Raw genomic sequence first — 13,974 nt, 5'->3', positions numbered from 1 at the left:
AATCAAGCTCCTGCCCAGCGGGCCCAGAAGGAACCCAGCACTTCATATCTTGCAAGGAATGCGACCAGAACGACCCAGCCCAGCGACAGCGGCAGGAACACCTTCCAGCCGATCCGCATCAACTGGTCATAGCGGTAGCGCGGCACGATGGCCTTGACCATCGAGAACATCCAGAACCAGAAGACCATCTTCAGGAACATCCAGATGGCACCGTCGGGCAGGCCCGGGATGGGCGACAGCCAGCCGCCAAAGAACAGCAGGCTGATCAGCGCGCACATCAGCCACATGGCGATATATTCGCCCGCCATGAACAGCAGGTAGGGGGTCGAGGAATATTCGACCATGAAGCCCGCGACCAGTTCCGATTCCGCCTCGGCCAGATCGAAGGGCGGGCGGTTGGTTTCCGCCAGCGCGCTGACAAAGAACAGCACCAGCATCGGCAGATGCGGCAGCCAGTACCAGGACAGCAGCCCTGCCCCGCTTTGCGCCTCGACAATGGCAGTCAGGTTCATAGAGCCGGTCGAGATGATCACCCCGATGATGATCAGCCCCATGCTGACCTCGTAGGAAATCATCTGCGCCGCAGCCCTGAGCGAGCTGAGGAACGGGTATTTCGAGTTCGAGGCCCAGCCGCCCATGATCACGCCATAAACCTCTAGCGAGGAGGCCGCGAAGATGAAGAGGATGCCGACATTGATATCGGCCAGAACCCAGCCGGGCGCAAAGGGGATGGCGACAAAGGCGAACAGCGCCAGCGTCATCGACAGGAAGGGCGCCAGGAAAAAGACGAACTTGTCGGCGCCTGCGGGCACCACGACCTCTTTGACGACATATTTCAGCGCATCCGCAAAGGTCTGCAACAAGCCCCAGGGTCCGACCACGTTGGGGCCGCGACGCATCTGCACGGCGGCCCAGATCTTGCGGTCGCCATAGACCATGAAGATCAGTGACAACATCACAAAGGCGATCACCGCAAGCCCCTGCAACAGCAGGAGGATCGCAATGCCCCAGGAGGATGCCCAAAATTCAGCCATGACGTCCGTCCCTCTTCTTTACGCCGCGGGAATGCCGCGCGCCCTGCACTCTTGCAGGGTCTCTTTGGTTTCCATCACCCGCAGGCCCATCGGCTTGCTGTCCGACAGCGTGAAAGCTGCGCCGATCAGCAATTTTCCGTTGCGTGTGTCCTGAAGCGTGCGAATGTGACGGCCATATTTTCCGCCATTTTCCTTTGCCCAAGCAGCCAACGCGCAGGTGGCATACGAGAACGCGATATCGGCGTCCACCCCTTCGCGCAGATTCGCCTGGACCTCGACCAGATCGGCCGCCTTGTCGGGGTTCAGCGGCACGACCCTGCTGCCCAGAAACGCCTCTTTCTCGACCGTGGTCTGGCCATCCCAGGCGGGCAAGGCGGGCTGCGTGCGCCGGGCAAAAGCCTCCAGCGCGCGTTCCTGATCGGTCTTGCGCCGTGGCAGATTTGCCGCGACCATCCCGTTCAGGTTCAGATCCAGATTGCTGTTCAGCGCCATCAGATCGGCTTCGCTGACGGCAAAGGCATCGCGGCCCTGCGGGCTGTCCAGCTTCATCTTGCTGACGCTGCCATCCGGTTCCAGAATCAGGATATCCCCCGATTTGGTCGAGATACTGGCCCGCGACAGCGCGCTTTGACGTCCCGAGGCGGGCACGCTGGCCGTCAAGGTCTCGGGCTTGGCCCTGGGCCGGTCATCGGTGGCCGCCTGTTCGCACCCGGCAAGCGCCGCCAGCCCCAGAAGGGCTGCCGTCAGTGCGAGGGGCTTGCAGGTCGCTGGCCGCATTCCGGTTACTCCGCCGCCATGGCGGTCGCATTGCGCGCCGCCGCCATGCGCGACAATTCCCCCATCAGCGGAGAGCTGCGCGCAATCGGGTTGGTCAGATAGAAATCCTTGATCGCATAGACGAAACCGGCCTTGCCCAGATCCCGAACCGCCAGCGGCTGCCAGTCGTTTTCGGGCACCTGATCGATCTGTTTCAGATGCGGCACCGCCTCGATCAGCGCGTGGCGCAGCGCGGCAAGGCTGTCCCAGGGCAGCGTCTGATCCAGCTCGGCCGACAGCGCGCGCAGGATGGCCCAGTTTTCCTTGGCCTCGCCGGGCGCGAAATTGGCGCGCAGGGCAAGCTGCGGGCGGCCTTCGGTATTCACGAACAGGCCGTTTTCCTCGGTATAGCAGGCGCCGGGCAGGATGATATCGGCGCGATGCGCCCCGCGATCCCCGTGGCTGCCCTGATAGATGACAAAGGCGCCCTCGGCGATGTCGACCTCATCGGCGCCAAGGTTATAGATCACCTCGGCCCCGTCGATGGCGGCAGTCAGGCCGCCTTCGGTCACCGCGCCCACATCCATCGCGCCGACGCGGCTGGCCGCCGTATGCAGGACCAGCAGCTTGGAATTGCTGTTTTCGGCCAGCTTCATGGCATGGGCCAGAACCGCCTCGCCATCGGCTTCGCGAATGGCCCCCTGCCCGACAATGATCAGCGAGGGCTTGTCCCGGGTTTCCTGCGAGATCTCGCGCCCCGACAGGCTTTCCAGCGCCGCGCGGTCATTGCCGACATGGGCGTAATCATAGGTCAGATCGACGGGTTCGCCGACCAGCCCGATCTGCGCGCCCCTGGCCCAGGCCTTGCGGATCCGGGCATTCAGGACCGGCGCCTCTTCACGTGGATTGGTCCCGATCAGTTGGATCATCTGGGCGCTGTCGATATCTTCGATCCGGGCGGTGCCGACATAGGCGCTGCGGTTGCCCGCAGGCAGGCGCGCGCCATCGGTGCGGCATTCGACCTGACCCCCAAGCCCCTCGATCAGCGTCCTGAGGCTGAAGGCGGCTTCGACCGGGGCCAGATCACCGACCAGACCGGCGATCTTCCTGCCCTTCATCGCGGCAGCGGCGGCGGTCAGCGCCTCACCCCAATCGGCCGGACGCAGCTTGCCGTTTTCGCGGATATAGGGGCGGTCCAGACGCTGACGGCGCAGACCGTCCCAGATGAAGCGCGACTTGTCGTTGATCCATTCCTCGTTCACGCCGTCATGGTTGCGCGGCATGATCCGCATCACCTCGCGCCCCTTGGTGTCGATGCGGATATTGCTGCCAAGCGCGTCCATCACGTCGATGGATTCGGTCTTGCGCAGTTCCCACGGGCGGGCGGTGAAGGCATAGGGCTTGCTGACCAGCGCGCCAACCGGGCACAGGTCGATGATATTGCCCTGCATGTTCGAGGCCAGCGTTTCGTTCAGATAGCTGGTGATCTCGCTATCCTCGCCGCGACCGGTCTGACCCATCTGGGTGATGCCCGCGACCTCGGTGGTGAAGCGGACGCAGCGGGTGCAGCTGATGCAGCGCGTCATATGGGTTTCGACCAGCGGGCCGAGGTTCAGTTCCTCGGTCGCGCGCTTGGGCTCGCGATAGCGGCTGAAATCGACGCCGTAAGCCATGGCCTGATCCTGCAGATCGCATTCGCCGCCCTGATCGCAGATCGGGCAATCCAGCGGGTGGTTGATCAGCAGGAATTCCATCACGCCCTCGCGGGCCTTCTTGACCATGGGCGAATTGGTGCGGATTTCGGACGGCGCGCCTTCCGGCCCCGGACGCAGATCCTTGACCTGCATCGCGCAGGACGCCGCAGGCTTCGGCGGGCCGCCGACGACCTCGACCAGACACATCCGGCAATTGCCCGCGATCGACAGACGCTCGTGATAGCAGAAGCGCGGAATTTCGATCCCGGCCTGTTCGCACGCCTGGATCAGGGTCAAATTGGGATCGACCTCGATGATCTTGTCGTCGATCTTGATCTTGCGAAGTTCGCTCATCTGCCTGTCCTTTGCCTTAGCCCATCCGGGCGAAGGAATTGAAATCGTCATTCAGCGCGTGGTCGGCGCGCTGCAGAACCGTCACATCCTGCACCGGAAGATCTGCGGCGCTGGCCAGCAGCAGATCCCCGGCAACCATCGCAAACACGGCAAGCGCCAGAAGCAGTCCGGCCATGATGCGCGTCGCCCGTTTCATCGCGCCACCAGAAATGTCGCGATGTAGGAATTATTCGCAAATTCCTGCTGCCCCACGGTGCAGAAGCTTTGCGTATCGCCCAATTTCGCGCCCTTGCCGGTCAGATAATCCTCGGCCACGGCATAGATGCGGCGCCGATCCTCTTTGCTGTCCAGAAAGGCGTCGATCTGCGCCTCGCTATAGCCCTTGTCGCGGGCATAGCGTTTCAGCGCCCGCGCCTCGTTGAAGGCATAGATCATGCGGGCGCCATAGCCCGGGCATTCGCGGCGGATACGGTCGGCGATCCGCGCCGCGATCAGCCGGTCATTCACGTATTTTTCCTGGCTCAGCGGTTCCAGCGCCAGGGCCGGTCCGGCGGACAGGGTCGCGCCGGTCAGGATTGCTGCGCCAAGCAGGGTCGGGATCAGGTTTTTCATGGCATAAGCCTCCGTTTCACTACGGAAGCAGGGCTATCACAGCCCGCCGGAAATCGCCCGACACGGTGGGGTGAGGCTTTCGTGAGGGTCATCGGCGACATCCCCCATATTCCCACATCCCGACACCACCGATCACGACGTAGCTGCCGGGACCGCCATTGCGGCCCTGCGTGCGGCAATATTCGTGGAAGGCGCGATCCGCCAGCGCCCCATCGGCCTGCGACAGCGCACCGCCCGCAGGCGCGCTGACCAGCCCGCCCGGCGCCGCCGCATCGCGCGAGACGATGAAGCTGCGGCCTTCGATGGTGAAGGGCACCCGGTCCGAGGGACCAGCGATACATGCGGCCAGACCGAACAGGCACAGCAAGGCAAGGGCCTGGCTGCCCCGGCCCGTTTTCTGTCCAATTGCTGTCTGACGGATCATCGCTGTTTCTCCTTACTCGGCCGCCAGGGCGCCCATGCGACCGGTCCGCTTGGCCTTGATGCGGTCCTCGATCTCTTCGCGGAAATTGCGGATCAGGCCCTGGATCGGCCAGGCGGCGGCATCGCCAAGGGCGCAGATCGTATGGCCTTCGACCTGCTTGGTCACGTCCAGCAGCATGTCGATTTCTTCGACCTCTGCCTCGCCCCGGACCAGACGTTCCATGACGCGCATCATCCAGCCGGTGCCTTCGCGGCAGGGCGTGCACTGACCGCAGCTTTCATGCTTGAAGAATTTCGACAGGCGCCAGACAGCCTTGATGACGTCGGTATCCTTGTCCATGACGATCATGCAGGCGGTGCCAAAGCTGGATTTCAGCTCTCGCATGCCGTCGTAATCCATGATCGCGGTTTCGCATTGCTCGGCCGTCAGGATCGGACAGGACGCGCCGCCGGGAATGACCGCCTTGAGGTTGCTCCAACCGCCGCGCACGCCGCCGCCATGCTTCTCGATCAGCTCTTTCATGCTGATCGACATGGTTTCCTCGACCACGCAGGGGGCGTTCAGATGGCCGGTCAGGCCGAACAGCTTGACGCCCGCATTGTTGGGACGACCGAAGCTGGCGAACCATTCCGGGCCGCGACGCAGGATCGTCGGCACGACGGCGATGGATTCGACATTGTTCACCGTGGTCGGGCAACCATAGAGGCCGGCCCCCGCGGGAAACGGCGGCTTCATCCGGGGCATGCCCTTCTTGCCTTCCAGCGATTCCAGCAGCGCGGTTTCCTCGCCACAGATATAGGCGCCCGCCCCGTGATGCAGGTAAAGGTCGAAATCCCAACCGGACCCGGCCGCATTCGCCCCCAGCAGACCGGCATCATAGCATTCGTCGATGGCCGCCTGCAGCGCCTCGCGCTCGCGGATATATTCGCCGCGCAGATAGATGTAGCAGGCATGGGCATTCATCGCGAAACTGGCGATCAGCGCCCCCTCGATCAGCGTATGCGGATCGTGGCGCATGATCTCGCGGTCCTTGCAGGTCGCCGGTTCGGATTCGTCGGCATTGATCACCAGATAGGCCGGGCGACCATCGCTTTCCTTCGGCATGAAGGACCATTTCAGACCGGTCGGAAAGCCGGCGCCGCCCCGGCCACGCAGGCCGGACGCCTTGACCTCTTCGATGATCTTGTCGCGGCCACGCCCGATGATCCCGGCAGTACCGTCCCAGCAGCCGCGCTTTTGCGCACCGGCAAGGCTGCGGTCGCCCATCCCATAGAGGTTGGTGAAAATGCGATCCTGGTCTTTCAGCATCAGGTTCTTCTTCCTCTCATCCGGGCGCTACACGTTTCTGCGACGCCAGATACGCCAGGTCACGATCAGCGACCAGACAAAAGCTCCGATTGCGGCAAGATCGGCCAGAAAAGCCCATCGCGCCGCCCAATTATATTCGCGGCCCAGAAACTGGACCAGCAGCCAGATCACCATCGTCGCCGCAATCACGCCGCCGACAAGGCGCATCTGCCCTGCATCCCGATCGTGTTGCGGTCCGGCCATCAATAGACTTCGCCTTTCTCGACCCGGGCGGAAAACTCGGTTTCGCCGCCACTGGCAAGCGTCTGTGCCTGCGCGACCCAATCATCGCTGCGGATCCGACCGCCCATGCGCCCCAGCAATTCGGCGAAATGGTCCACCTGCGCATCATCCCATGCCGCAATCTGCGAAAACTGCGTCACGCCGTTTTCGTGCAGCAACTCTTCCAGCTTCGGCCCGACGCCCTTGATCAGCTTCAGATCATCCGGCTCGGCCTTGCCCGCAGGCTTTGCCGGGGCCGAAGCGGATTTTGCCTTCAGGTCCGAGATCTCTTGCGCGGTTTCCTGCACGGCGGGTTTCGGGCTCGGCTGCGGCTCGATCACATCCAGCGTCCGCGCCGCGGCCTGACCGGTGCCGGACAGCGCGTCGGGTTCCCATTGCGCCGCATCCATGCCTTCGCCACCCAGAGACATCCAGATCAGCACCAGCGCCGTGATCACCGCCCCGACGATGCCAAGGAACAGGCCCGCCAGGAAAGAGTAATCACCGATGCCCCATAATGAGATCAGGATCAGCAGCCCTAGGATGGCGCCGGAAATCCAGGCTCTTCTGGTGGCTTCAGCTGTCGGCATCTTCACGTCTCCTCGTCGCTAGAAGCGTTTCTGCTTACTCCTCGTCCGAACGGTTGCCGCCTTCGGCCCGCTTCGAAAATTCGGTTTCGCCACCTTCGGCCAGAATCTTCGCCTGTGCGACCCATTCATCGCGTGAGGCGCGGCCGTGGAAGCCTTCCAGATTGTCATCGACCCAGGCCAGTTCTTCGGGGCCCCAGGCCGCGATCTGATCGAAATGCCAGAAGCCCAGGCTATTCAGCAGCCCTTCCAGCTTTGGCCCGACGCCCTTGATCAGCTTCAGATCATCGGCCTTGTCACCGCGCGCGGCGTCCAGCCCCTGCGGACGACGGGTTTCGGGCGCGGTTTCATCAGGCTTCGCGGCGGAATCGGCGGTGGCGGCCTGCTCGGTCACGCCGGTCTTGTCGGCGGGCTTGCCATCTGCGGGGCGCGGCTCATCCTCTGGCACGCCGTCGCGGCCCTCTTTCTGATCGGCGGCCTTGGCCGGCCGGTCGCGGTTCAGCCATTTGGTCAGGATCGGCACTTCGGTCCCGTCGATGCGCTTGACCGTCTCGCCAATCTCGCGGGCAAGCGCCGCGCTGGCATTCAGATCATTGCCCGCCACCTCGGTCAGGCTGGTCAGCCCGGTCACCGGCTCTGATGCGAAACGCCCGTTCTGCGGCCCCGGCAGCGGCACCTTGCCATCCGACAGGGCGTCGATCAGCTGTTCCAGCTTTTCGGGCGTCAGATCCTCGTAGTAATCCTTGCCGATCTGGGCCATCGGCGCGTTCGAACAGGCGCCCAGACATTCCACCTCTTCCCAGCTGAACTTGCCATCAGCCGAGACGGTATGCGGCGCGGGCGCGATCTTGCGCTTGCAGACCTCGATCAGCGCCTCGGCCCCGCAGATCATGCAGCTGGTCGTGCCGCAGATCTGGATATTTGCAATGCTGCCAACGGGTTGAAGCTGGAACATAAAGTAGAATGTCGCCACTTCCAGCGCCCGGATATAGGGCATGCCCAGCAGGTTCGCGCAATATTCGATGGCCGGGCGCGACAGCCAGCCCTCTTGTTCCTGCGCGCGCCACAGGACCGGAATGATCGCCGATTGCTGGCGGCCTTCCGGGTATTTCGTCATCTGCGCCTGCGCCCATTCCAGATTGGCGGAGGTGAATTCGAAGCTGTCGGGCTGAACGGGTGAAAGACGACGAAGCATGGATCAGGCCCCTGGCTTAACGGCATTGCGCCCCTGCACCACCGTGCCGGGCCGCGACATTTCAAGAAGCGCCCCGGTCAGGGACGCGGCGAAGGCAGAGCGTGTCACCGGTCCACCTCGCCGAAAACGATATCCTGCGTTGCGATCAGCGCCGGCACATCGGCCAGCATATGACCGCGCGCCATCCAGTCCATCGACTGCAGATGGGTAAAGCCCGGCGCGCGCAGCTTGGCGCGATAGGGCTTGTTGGTGCCATCGCTGACCAGATAGACGCCGAATTCGCCCTTGGGCGCCTCGACCGCGGCGTAAACTTCGCCCGCGGGAACCTTGAAGCCCTCGGTGTAAAGCTTGAAGTGATGGATCAGGCTTTCCATGTCGCGCTTCATGTCGCTGCGTCTTGGCGGGGTCAGCTTGCCACGCGCCAGCACGTCACCGGCCGGTTCCTGACGCAGCTTCGCGATCGCCTGTTTCATGATGCCGACCGACTGGCGCATTTCCTCCATCCGGCAGAGGAAGCGATCATAGCAATCGCCATTCTTGCCGACCGGGATCTGGAACTCGAATTCATCGTAGCATTCATAGGGCTGCGCGCGGCGCAAGTCCCAGGCCATGCCCGATCCGCGCACCATCACGCCGGTATAGCCCCAGTCCAGCGCATCCTGTTCGGACACGACGCCGATGCCGACCAGACGCTGCTTGAAGATCCGGTTCTCGGTCAGCAGCCCGTCCAGATCGTCAACCACCTTCAGGAAGGGATCGCACCAGGCCTCGATATCGTCGATCAGATCGGGGGGCAGGTCCTGATGCACGCCGCCCGGGCGGAAATAGGCCGCGTGCAGACGCGCCCCGCAGGCCCGCTCATAGAAGATCATCAGCTGTTCGCGCGGCTCGAACCCCCACAAGGGCGGGGTCAGCGCGCCGACATCCAGCGCCCCGGTGGTCAGGCCCATCAGATGGTTCAGAATGCGGCCGATTTCGGAAAACAGCACCCGGATCAGACTGGCGCGGCGCGGAATTTCCGTGCCGGTCAGCCGCTCGATCGCCAGACACCAGGCATGTTCCTGGTTCATCGGCGCCACGTAATCCAGACGGTCGAAATAGGGCAGGTTCTGCAGATAGGTGCGGCTTTCCATCAGCTTTTCGGTGCCGCGATGCAGCAGCCCGATATGCGGATCGGCGCGTTCGACCACCTCGCCATCCAGTTCCAGCACCATGCGCAGCACGCCATGCGCCGCCGGGTGCTGAGGCCCGAAATTGACGTTGAAATTCCGGATATTCTGTTCGCCCGCCAGAATGTCCTGGCTGCCATCATCATATTCGTTCTTGCGGAAATCGCCGTCCATGGCCTTACCCCTTGCTCTTTTCATCGCCGGGCAGCACGTATTTCGCGCCTTCCCAGGGAGAGAGGAAATCAAACTGGCGGTATTCCTGCGTCAGGTTCACCGGCTCATAGACGACGCGCTTTTCGGTATCGCTATAGCGCACCTCGACGTAGCCCGTGGTCGGGAAATCCTTGCGCAGCGGATGGCCGCTGAAGCCGTAATCCGTCAGGATGCGGCGCAGGTCGGGATGGCCGCCGAAGAGAATGCCGAAAAGGTCGAACACCTCGCGTTCGTACCAGTTGGCATTGGGGAAAATCCCGGTCAGCGAGGGCACGATCTCATCCTCGCGGATGGCAACCTTCACCCGGATCCGCTGGTTCTGATACATCGACAGGAAATGCCAGACCACGTCGAAACGCTGCGGGCGCGACGGGTGATCCACCGCCGTAATGTCGATCAGGGTCGAGAACCGGCAGCTGGAATCCGAGCGTAGGAAATCGATCAGATCCAGAATGCCGCTGACGGTGCTGGTGATGGTCAGCTCGCCAAATTCGACCGAGGTGCCTTCGACCTCTTGTCCGCGACGCAGCTGAATATGCTCGGCCAGTTGGCTCAGGGCGTCGATATCGGGATAAACAGCCATATCGTTACCTCACCAGCGTTCCGGTGCGCCGAATGCGGCGCTGCAATTGCAGGATGCCGTAAAGCAGCGCCTCGGCAGTGGGCGGGCAGCCCGGCACATAGATATCGACGGGCACGATGCGGTCACAGCCGCGCACGACGGAATAGCTGTAATGGTAATAGCCGCCGCCATTCGCGCAGCTTCCCATGCTGAGAACATAGCGCGGCTCGGGCATCTGGTCATAGACCTTGCGCAGCGCGGGCGCCATCTTGTTGGTCAGGGTGCCCGCCACGATCATCAGGTCCGACTGGCGCGGGCTGGCGCGGGGCGCGGTGCCGAAGCGTTCCACGTCATAGCGCGGCATCGACACCTGCATCATCTCGACCGCGCAGCAGGCCAGACCGAAGGTCATCCAGTGCAGGGAGCCATTGCGCGCCCAGTTGATGATATCGGCGGTCGAGGTCAGCAGGAAACCCTTGTCCTGCAATTCGCTGTTCAGCGCCGCCGTGGCAACCTCGCGGTCGGGGCCTGCGGTATTGGCTCCGGTCATCACGCCCATTCCAGCGCCCCTTTCTTCCATTCATAGGCAAAGCCGATGGTCAGAACGCCCAGGAACACCATCATCGACCAGAATGCAGCATCGGTCAGCCCGGCGAAATTCACCGCCCAGGGGAACAGGAAGGCGACTTCAAGGTCAAAGATGATGAACAGAATCGCGACCAGATAGAATCGCACATCGAACTTCATCCGCGCGTCGTCAAAGGCGTTAAAGCCGCATTCATAGGCGCTGACCTTCTCGGGGTCGGGATTGCGGATCGCAATCAGCGCACCGGCCAGCATCAGAATGATGGCCAATGCCGACGCCATCGCGCCGAAAACGAGAATGGGCAGATATTCCTGCAGCAAATATTCCACGGGCAAGTTCCCCTTTTCGGTCGCGGGGTAACTTGGCTGCCCGCGACGGGTTGGCTTAGGCCGGTTTAGACCTGACAGCGGGCAGGGTCAATTGCCCCAAGGGTCGTGAATCCCCCCGATATGGCGCGAAATGTCACGAATGCGCCCATGTGGCGCCGGATCGGCCTTGCTGCGCTAACAGGCGGGATTCGCCGGGTCATGACACCGTCTGAAATGCAAAGCGCGGATCCCGTTGCCTGAGGATCCGCGCGACAGCACTAACTACAGTGAGTGGTGACTTTCCGATTGCCCGATCAGCGCAGACTGAATGCCAATCCCTTCTTCACATACCCCAAGGCATTGCGGGGCAATGTGCAGATATCAGCCTGTGAAAGGATATCCGTCTCTCCAGCCATGCTTTCTCTCGAAAGGTCGTCAGACGCCACCCGGCAGAGATAGATTTTCCGCCAGAACCAACGACCTAGGCAATCAAACGTCCGGTACGGTCGAATCCGCGACCCGCGCCGTTCGTCTTGGGCGCGAATGTAGAGAGATTTTCGGATTCACGTCAACAGGATTGACCCAAGCCCTGACCAATTTGACAGGTTTTTACGTCGGAATTTCTGCGCGGCCCAAATTTTCATCAGAATTCAGACCGCATCGACCCTATTATCCGCCCGCGCGGGCGGAACCGCCGGGTTGCGCGGGCTGGTCGGCGGACCGGCCTCGGAGGCAAGCGACATGGCCGGGGTCGCCTCGGCATCGTCAAGCTGGGCGATATCCCGGCTACGCCGCCAGCCCCCCTGCCGATACAGCGCGATGGCCATGATCATGGTCGCCACCATCGCCACCGGAAAGCTGATCCACAGCGCATCCACACCCAGCCAGCCGCGCAGGCCGTAAGCCACGCCCAGCCGGATCGGGTAAAGCGAGATCGCCAGGATGATCACAGGCCAGACCACCTGCCCGTTCGCCCGCACCGTCCCGAACAGCACCATCGTCACCCCGAAGGCGATGAACCCCCATGTCGCCACGCGCAGGATATGCTGGCCAATGGCAATCGCCGCGCTGTCGGGCCCAAGGAAAAAGCCAAGCGCGCGTTCCTCGACCAGGATCAGCGCCACCACCAGACCGCCGGTCAGGACAAGATTGAAAAGGATGCCCATGCGCGTGATCCGAGAGACGCGTTCCCAGTTGCCCGCGCCGATATTCTGCGCCGCCATCGCGCTGACCGCCGCGCCAAGCGCCATCGCGGGCATCTGCACATAGGTCCACAGCTGCTGCGTCGCGCCAAAGGCGGCGGTGGTGTCCACGCCCTCGCGATTGACCAGCCGCATGACCGTCAGCATCGCGCTGGACACGACCACCATCTGCAGCCCGATGGGCAGGCCCTTGGACAGCATCAGCCGCAGGATGCTCCGCTCCGGGATCAGGAAATGCAGCTCGTCCCGCTGCAGGCGCAGCGGATGGCGGCTGGCATAAAGATAGCCCACCATCGCCGTCAGGCTGATGTAATTCGCCACCGCCATGGCAAAGGCCGACCCGCCGATCCCCATGGCGGGCAGCGGGCCCTTGCCCAGAATGAACAGCGGGTTCAGCACCACATCCAGCGCGACCGCCAGCGCCATGAAGATCAGCGGCGTCACCGAATCCCCTGCCCCGCGCAGCGCCATCATGATCATGGTCTGCATCAGGATCGCAGGCATCGCCAGAAAGGTGACGCGCAGGAAATCACGCGCCAGCGGCGTGATCTCGGGGCCGGTGCCCAGCAGCGCCAGCACATGCGGCGCGACGAACCAGCCGCCAATGGCCAGGGCAAGCGCCAGCGGGGCGAAGGTGCCGATGGCGGTGCCCACGACCTCTTTCGCGCCGGTCATGTCCCGCCGCCCGACCGCCTGCCCGATCAGGATGGTCGAGGCCATGCCGAAGCCAAAGACAAAGGCCGTCAGCAGGAACATGATCAGATTGCCATTGGTCGTCGCCGCCAGCGCATGTTCGCCCAGCAGGCGCCCGACCCAGACCGCATCCACCGATCCGTTCGCGGATTGCAGGATCGAAGAGCCCAGCGTCGGCAGCGCGAAAAGCAGCAATGCCGGGCCAATCGGTCCCGTGGTCAGGTCGCGACGTGGTGCCATGAAAAGATCTTTCGACAAATCATCTGCCCGGTCAAAGAGATGGCGGGCATCGGGGTATGCCGAAATTCTGGACCAAAGCGCGGGGCGATACAATGGCTCTGCCATGTCGCCGCCCCGCCCGTCACCGTCACAGATCCCGGGCGATGGCGCTTTGGGTGGGCAGGTTCAGCACCATCTGCGCATCCTTGATCAGGTCAAAGCGCAGGATCCGCCCTGACCCCAGATCGTCCAGAAGCTGGCTCAGCGGCCCCTCGCCCCGTTGCAGCACCACATCCCCGGGCAGGATCCGCTACGCAAAGGACAGCACCTCTTCACGCCAGGAAAACCCGGTCAGCCGACGATCCGCGACCAGCAGCGTTCCATCGGACAGGGTGGTGTTCAGCAGCCCACGATAGCCGTGGCACACGACCGAGACGATGCCCCCCTTCCCAGATCGCGCGGGTGATCCGCTGCAAACCGGTGCTGTCGGGAAAATCCCACATCACCGCGTGCCCGCCGGTGAAATAGATCGCATCGAACTGTGCCGGGTCGATCTGATCCGGCGCGGCGGTCTGCTGCAGCAGTTCCATCCGCGCCGCGTCCCGCAACCAGGCCCGGGCCGAGCCATCCAGCAAGGGCCATTTCAGCGCCCGAGGCTCCAGCGGCGAGAGCCCGCCCCGGGGGGCTGACCATCCGCTGCTGATAGCCCTGCGCTTCGAGAACATCTCAGGCATGGGTCAGTTCAGACAGCCACAGACCGGTCGGGTGGGACGGATCATCGTAATGCGACACATTGG

Annotated in this window: 17 protein-coding genes; all 17 read right to left on the bottom strand. The window is 63.0% G+C overall.

Translation table 11 applies throughout. From position 1 onward, the window contains the following. Positions 1-2 precede the first annotated feature (2 nt). Entirely contained in the window at positions 3-1,034 is a 1,032-nt protein-coding gene (gene nuoH, locus JHX87_RS00575) for an NADH-quinone oxidoreductase subunit NuoH (protein WP_271884373.1), read from the bottom strand. Between the two features lie 18 nt (positions 1,035-1,052). Further along, on the bottom strand, positions 1,053-1,811 hold the full coding sequence (locus tag JHX87_RS00570; protein ID WP_271884372.1) for a hypothetical protein: 759 nt from the start codon (positions 1,809-1,811) through the stop codon (positions 1,053-1,055). Positions 1,812-1,816: 5 nt separating this feature from the next. Further along, on the bottom strand, positions 1,817-3,838 hold the full coding sequence (gene nuoG / locus JHX87_RS00565) for an NADH-quinone oxidoreductase subunit NuoG (RefSeq protein WP_271884371.1): 2,022 nt from the start codon (positions 3,836-3,838) through the stop codon (positions 1,817-1,819). Positions 3,839-3,854: 16 nt separating this feature from the next. Then, entirely contained in the window at positions 3,855-4,034 is a 180-nt protein-coding gene (locus tag JHX87_RS00560) for a hypothetical protein (RefSeq protein ID WP_271884370.1), read from the bottom strand. Continuing rightward, entirely contained in the window at positions 4,031-4,450 is a 420-nt protein-coding gene (locus JHX87_RS00555) for a DUF5333 domain-containing protein (RefSeq protein ID WP_271884369.1), read from the bottom strand. The genes JHX87_RS00560 and JHX87_RS00555 overlap by 4 nt, the downstream gene beginning before the upstream one ends. Positions 4,451-4,538: 88 nt before the next feature. After that, positions 4,539-4,874, bottom strand: coding sequence for a hypothetical protein (locus tag JHX87_RS00550; RefSeq protein WP_271884368.1), 336 nt, complete (start codon positions 4,872-4,874; stop codon positions 4,539-4,541). A 12-nt stretch (positions 4,875-4,886) separates the two neighbouring features. Then, complete coding sequence (gene nuoF / locus JHX87_RS00545) at positions 4,887-6,182, bottom strand: NADH-quinone oxidoreductase subunit NuoF (protein WP_271884367.1); 1,296 nt, start codon at positions 6,180-6,182, stop codon at positions 4,887-4,889. Between the two features lie 27 nt (positions 6,183-6,209). Beyond that, a complete protein-coding gene (locus tag JHX87_RS00540; protein WP_271884366.1) occupies positions 6,210-6,425 on the bottom strand; it encodes a DUF5337 domain-containing protein in 216 nt (71 codons plus the stop codon). Then, positions 6,425-7,033: a hypothetical protein gene (locus tag JHX87_RS00535; RefSeq protein ID WP_271884365.1), complete on the bottom strand. Its 609-nt coding sequence runs from the start codon at positions 7,031-7,033 to the stop codon at positions 6,425-6,427. The genes JHX87_RS00540 and JHX87_RS00535 overlap by 1 nt, the downstream gene beginning before the upstream one ends. 34 nt (positions 7,034-7,067) lie before the next feature. After that, complete coding sequence (locus tag JHX87_RS00530; RefSeq protein WP_271884364.1) at positions 7,068-8,225, bottom strand: NADH-quinone oxidoreductase subunit E; 1,158 nt, start codon at positions 8,223-8,225, stop codon at positions 7,068-7,070. Between the two features lie 104 nt (positions 8,226-8,329). Continuing rightward, the gene (locus JHX87_RS00525) at positions 8,330-9,568 is read right to left on the bottom strand and encodes an NADH-quinone oxidoreductase subunit D (protein WP_271884363.1); all 1,239 of its coding nucleotides are present in this window, start codon (positions 9,566-9,568) and stop codon (positions 8,330-8,332) included. A 4-nt stretch (positions 9,569-9,572) separates the two neighbouring features. Further along, complete coding sequence (locus JHX87_RS00520) at positions 9,573-10,190, bottom strand: NADH-quinone oxidoreductase subunit C (RefSeq protein ID WP_271884362.1); 618 nt, start codon at positions 10,188-10,190, stop codon at positions 9,573-9,575. Between the two features lie 4 nt (positions 10,191-10,194). Further along, positions 10,195-10,728: a NuoB/complex I 20 kDa subunit family protein gene (locus JHX87_RS00515; protein WP_271884361.1), complete on the bottom strand. Its 534-nt coding sequence runs from the start codon at positions 10,726-10,728 to the stop codon at positions 10,195-10,197. Further along, entirely contained in the window at positions 10,719-11,084 is a 366-nt protein-coding gene (locus JHX87_RS00510) for an NADH-quinone oxidoreductase subunit A (protein ID WP_271884360.1), read from the bottom strand. Before JHX87_RS00510 ends, JHX87_RS00515 begins: the two co-directional genes overlap by 10 nt. A gap of 629 nt (positions 11,085-11,713) precedes the next feature. Beyond that, positions 11,714-13,198 (bottom strand): MATE family efflux transporter, encoded by a 1,485-nt coding sequence (locus JHX87_RS00505; RefSeq protein WP_271884359.1) that lies wholly within the window; start codon positions 13,196-13,198, stop codon positions 11,714-11,716. A gap of 127 nt (positions 13,199-13,325) precedes the next feature. After that, the gene (locus JHX87_RS00500) at positions 13,326-13,466 is read right to left on the bottom strand and encodes a hypothetical protein (protein ID WP_271884358.1); all 141 of its coding nucleotides are present in this window, start codon (positions 13,464-13,466) and stop codon (positions 13,326-13,328) included. A gap of 43 nt (positions 13,467-13,509) precedes the next feature. Then, positions 13,510-13,911: a type 1 glutamine amidotransferase family protein gene (locus tag JHX87_RS00495; protein WP_271884357.1), complete on the bottom strand. Its 402-nt coding sequence runs from the start codon at positions 13,909-13,911 to the stop codon at positions 13,510-13,512. Positions 13,912-13,974 lie beyond the last annotated feature (63 nt).

Origin of the sequence: Paracoccus fistulariae, assembly GCF_028553785.1 — a bacterium.
GTDB classification, from domain to species: Bacteria; Pseudomonadota; Alphaproteobacteria; order Rhodobacterales; family Rhodobacteraceae; genus Paracoccus; species Paracoccus fistulariae.
The sequence above is the reverse complement of the archived record's forward strand: the minus strand, read 5'-3'. Positions and strand labels throughout refer to the sequence as shown.

Excerpts from the sequence above, each read along its gene's own strand:
- nuoH (WP_271884373.1), bottom strand. The coding sequence starts at position 1,034 with ATGGCTGAATTTTGGGCATCCTCCTGGGGCATTGCGATCCTCCTGCTG.
- JHX87_RS00570 (WP_271884372.1), bottom strand. The coding sequence starts at position 1,811 with ATGCGGCCAGCGACCTGCAAGCCCCTCGCACTGACGGCAGCCCTTCTG.
- nuoG (WP_271884371.1), bottom strand. The coding sequence starts at position 3,838 with ATGAGCGAACTTCGCAAGATCAAGATCGACGACAAGATCATCGAGGTC.
- JHX87_RS00560 (WP_271884370.1), bottom strand. The coding sequence starts at position 4,034 with ATGAAACGGGCGACGCGCATCATGGCCGGACTGCTTCTGGCGCTTGCC.
- JHX87_RS00555 (WP_271884369.1), bottom strand. The coding sequence starts at position 4,450 with ATGAAAAACCTGATCCCGACCCTGCTTGGCGCAGCAATCCTGACCGGC.
- JHX87_RS00550 (WP_271884368.1), bottom strand. The coding sequence starts at position 4,874 with ATGATCCGTCAGACAGCAATTGGACAGAAAACGGGCCGGGGCAGCCAG.
- nuoF (WP_271884367.1), bottom strand. The coding sequence starts at position 6,182 with ATGCTGAAAGACCAGGATCGCATTTTCACCAACCTCTATGGGATGGGC.
- JHX87_RS00540 (WP_271884366.1), bottom strand. The coding sequence starts at position 6,425 with ATGGCCGGACCGCAACACGATCGGGATGCAGGGCAGATGCGCCTTGTC.
- JHX87_RS00535 (WP_271884365.1), bottom strand. The coding sequence starts at position 7,033 with ATGCCGACAGCTGAAGCCACCAGAAGAGCCTGGATTTCCGGCGCCATC.
- JHX87_RS00530 (WP_271884364.1), bottom strand. The coding sequence starts at position 8,225 with ATGCTTCGTCGTCTTTCACCCGTTCAGCCCGACAGCTTCGAATTCACC.
- JHX87_RS00525 (WP_271884363.1), bottom strand. The coding sequence starts at position 9,568 with ATGGACGGCGATTTCCGCAAGAACGAATATGATGATGGCAGCCAGGAC.
- JHX87_RS00520 (WP_271884362.1), bottom strand. The coding sequence starts at position 10,190 with ATGGCTGTTTATCCCGATATCGACGCCCTGAGCCAACTGGCCGAGCAT.
- JHX87_RS00515 (WP_271884361.1), bottom strand. The coding sequence starts at position 10,728 with ATGGGCGTGATGACCGGAGCCAATACCGCAGGCCCCGACCGCGAGGTT.
- JHX87_RS00505 (WP_271884359.1), bottom strand. The coding sequence starts at position 13,198 with ATGGCACCACGTCGCGACCTGACCACGGGACCGATTGGCCCGGCATTG.
- JHX87_RS00495 (WP_271884357.1), bottom strand. The coding sequence starts at position 13,911 with ATGCCTGAGATGTTCTCGAAGCGCAGGGCTATCAGCAGCGGATGGTCA.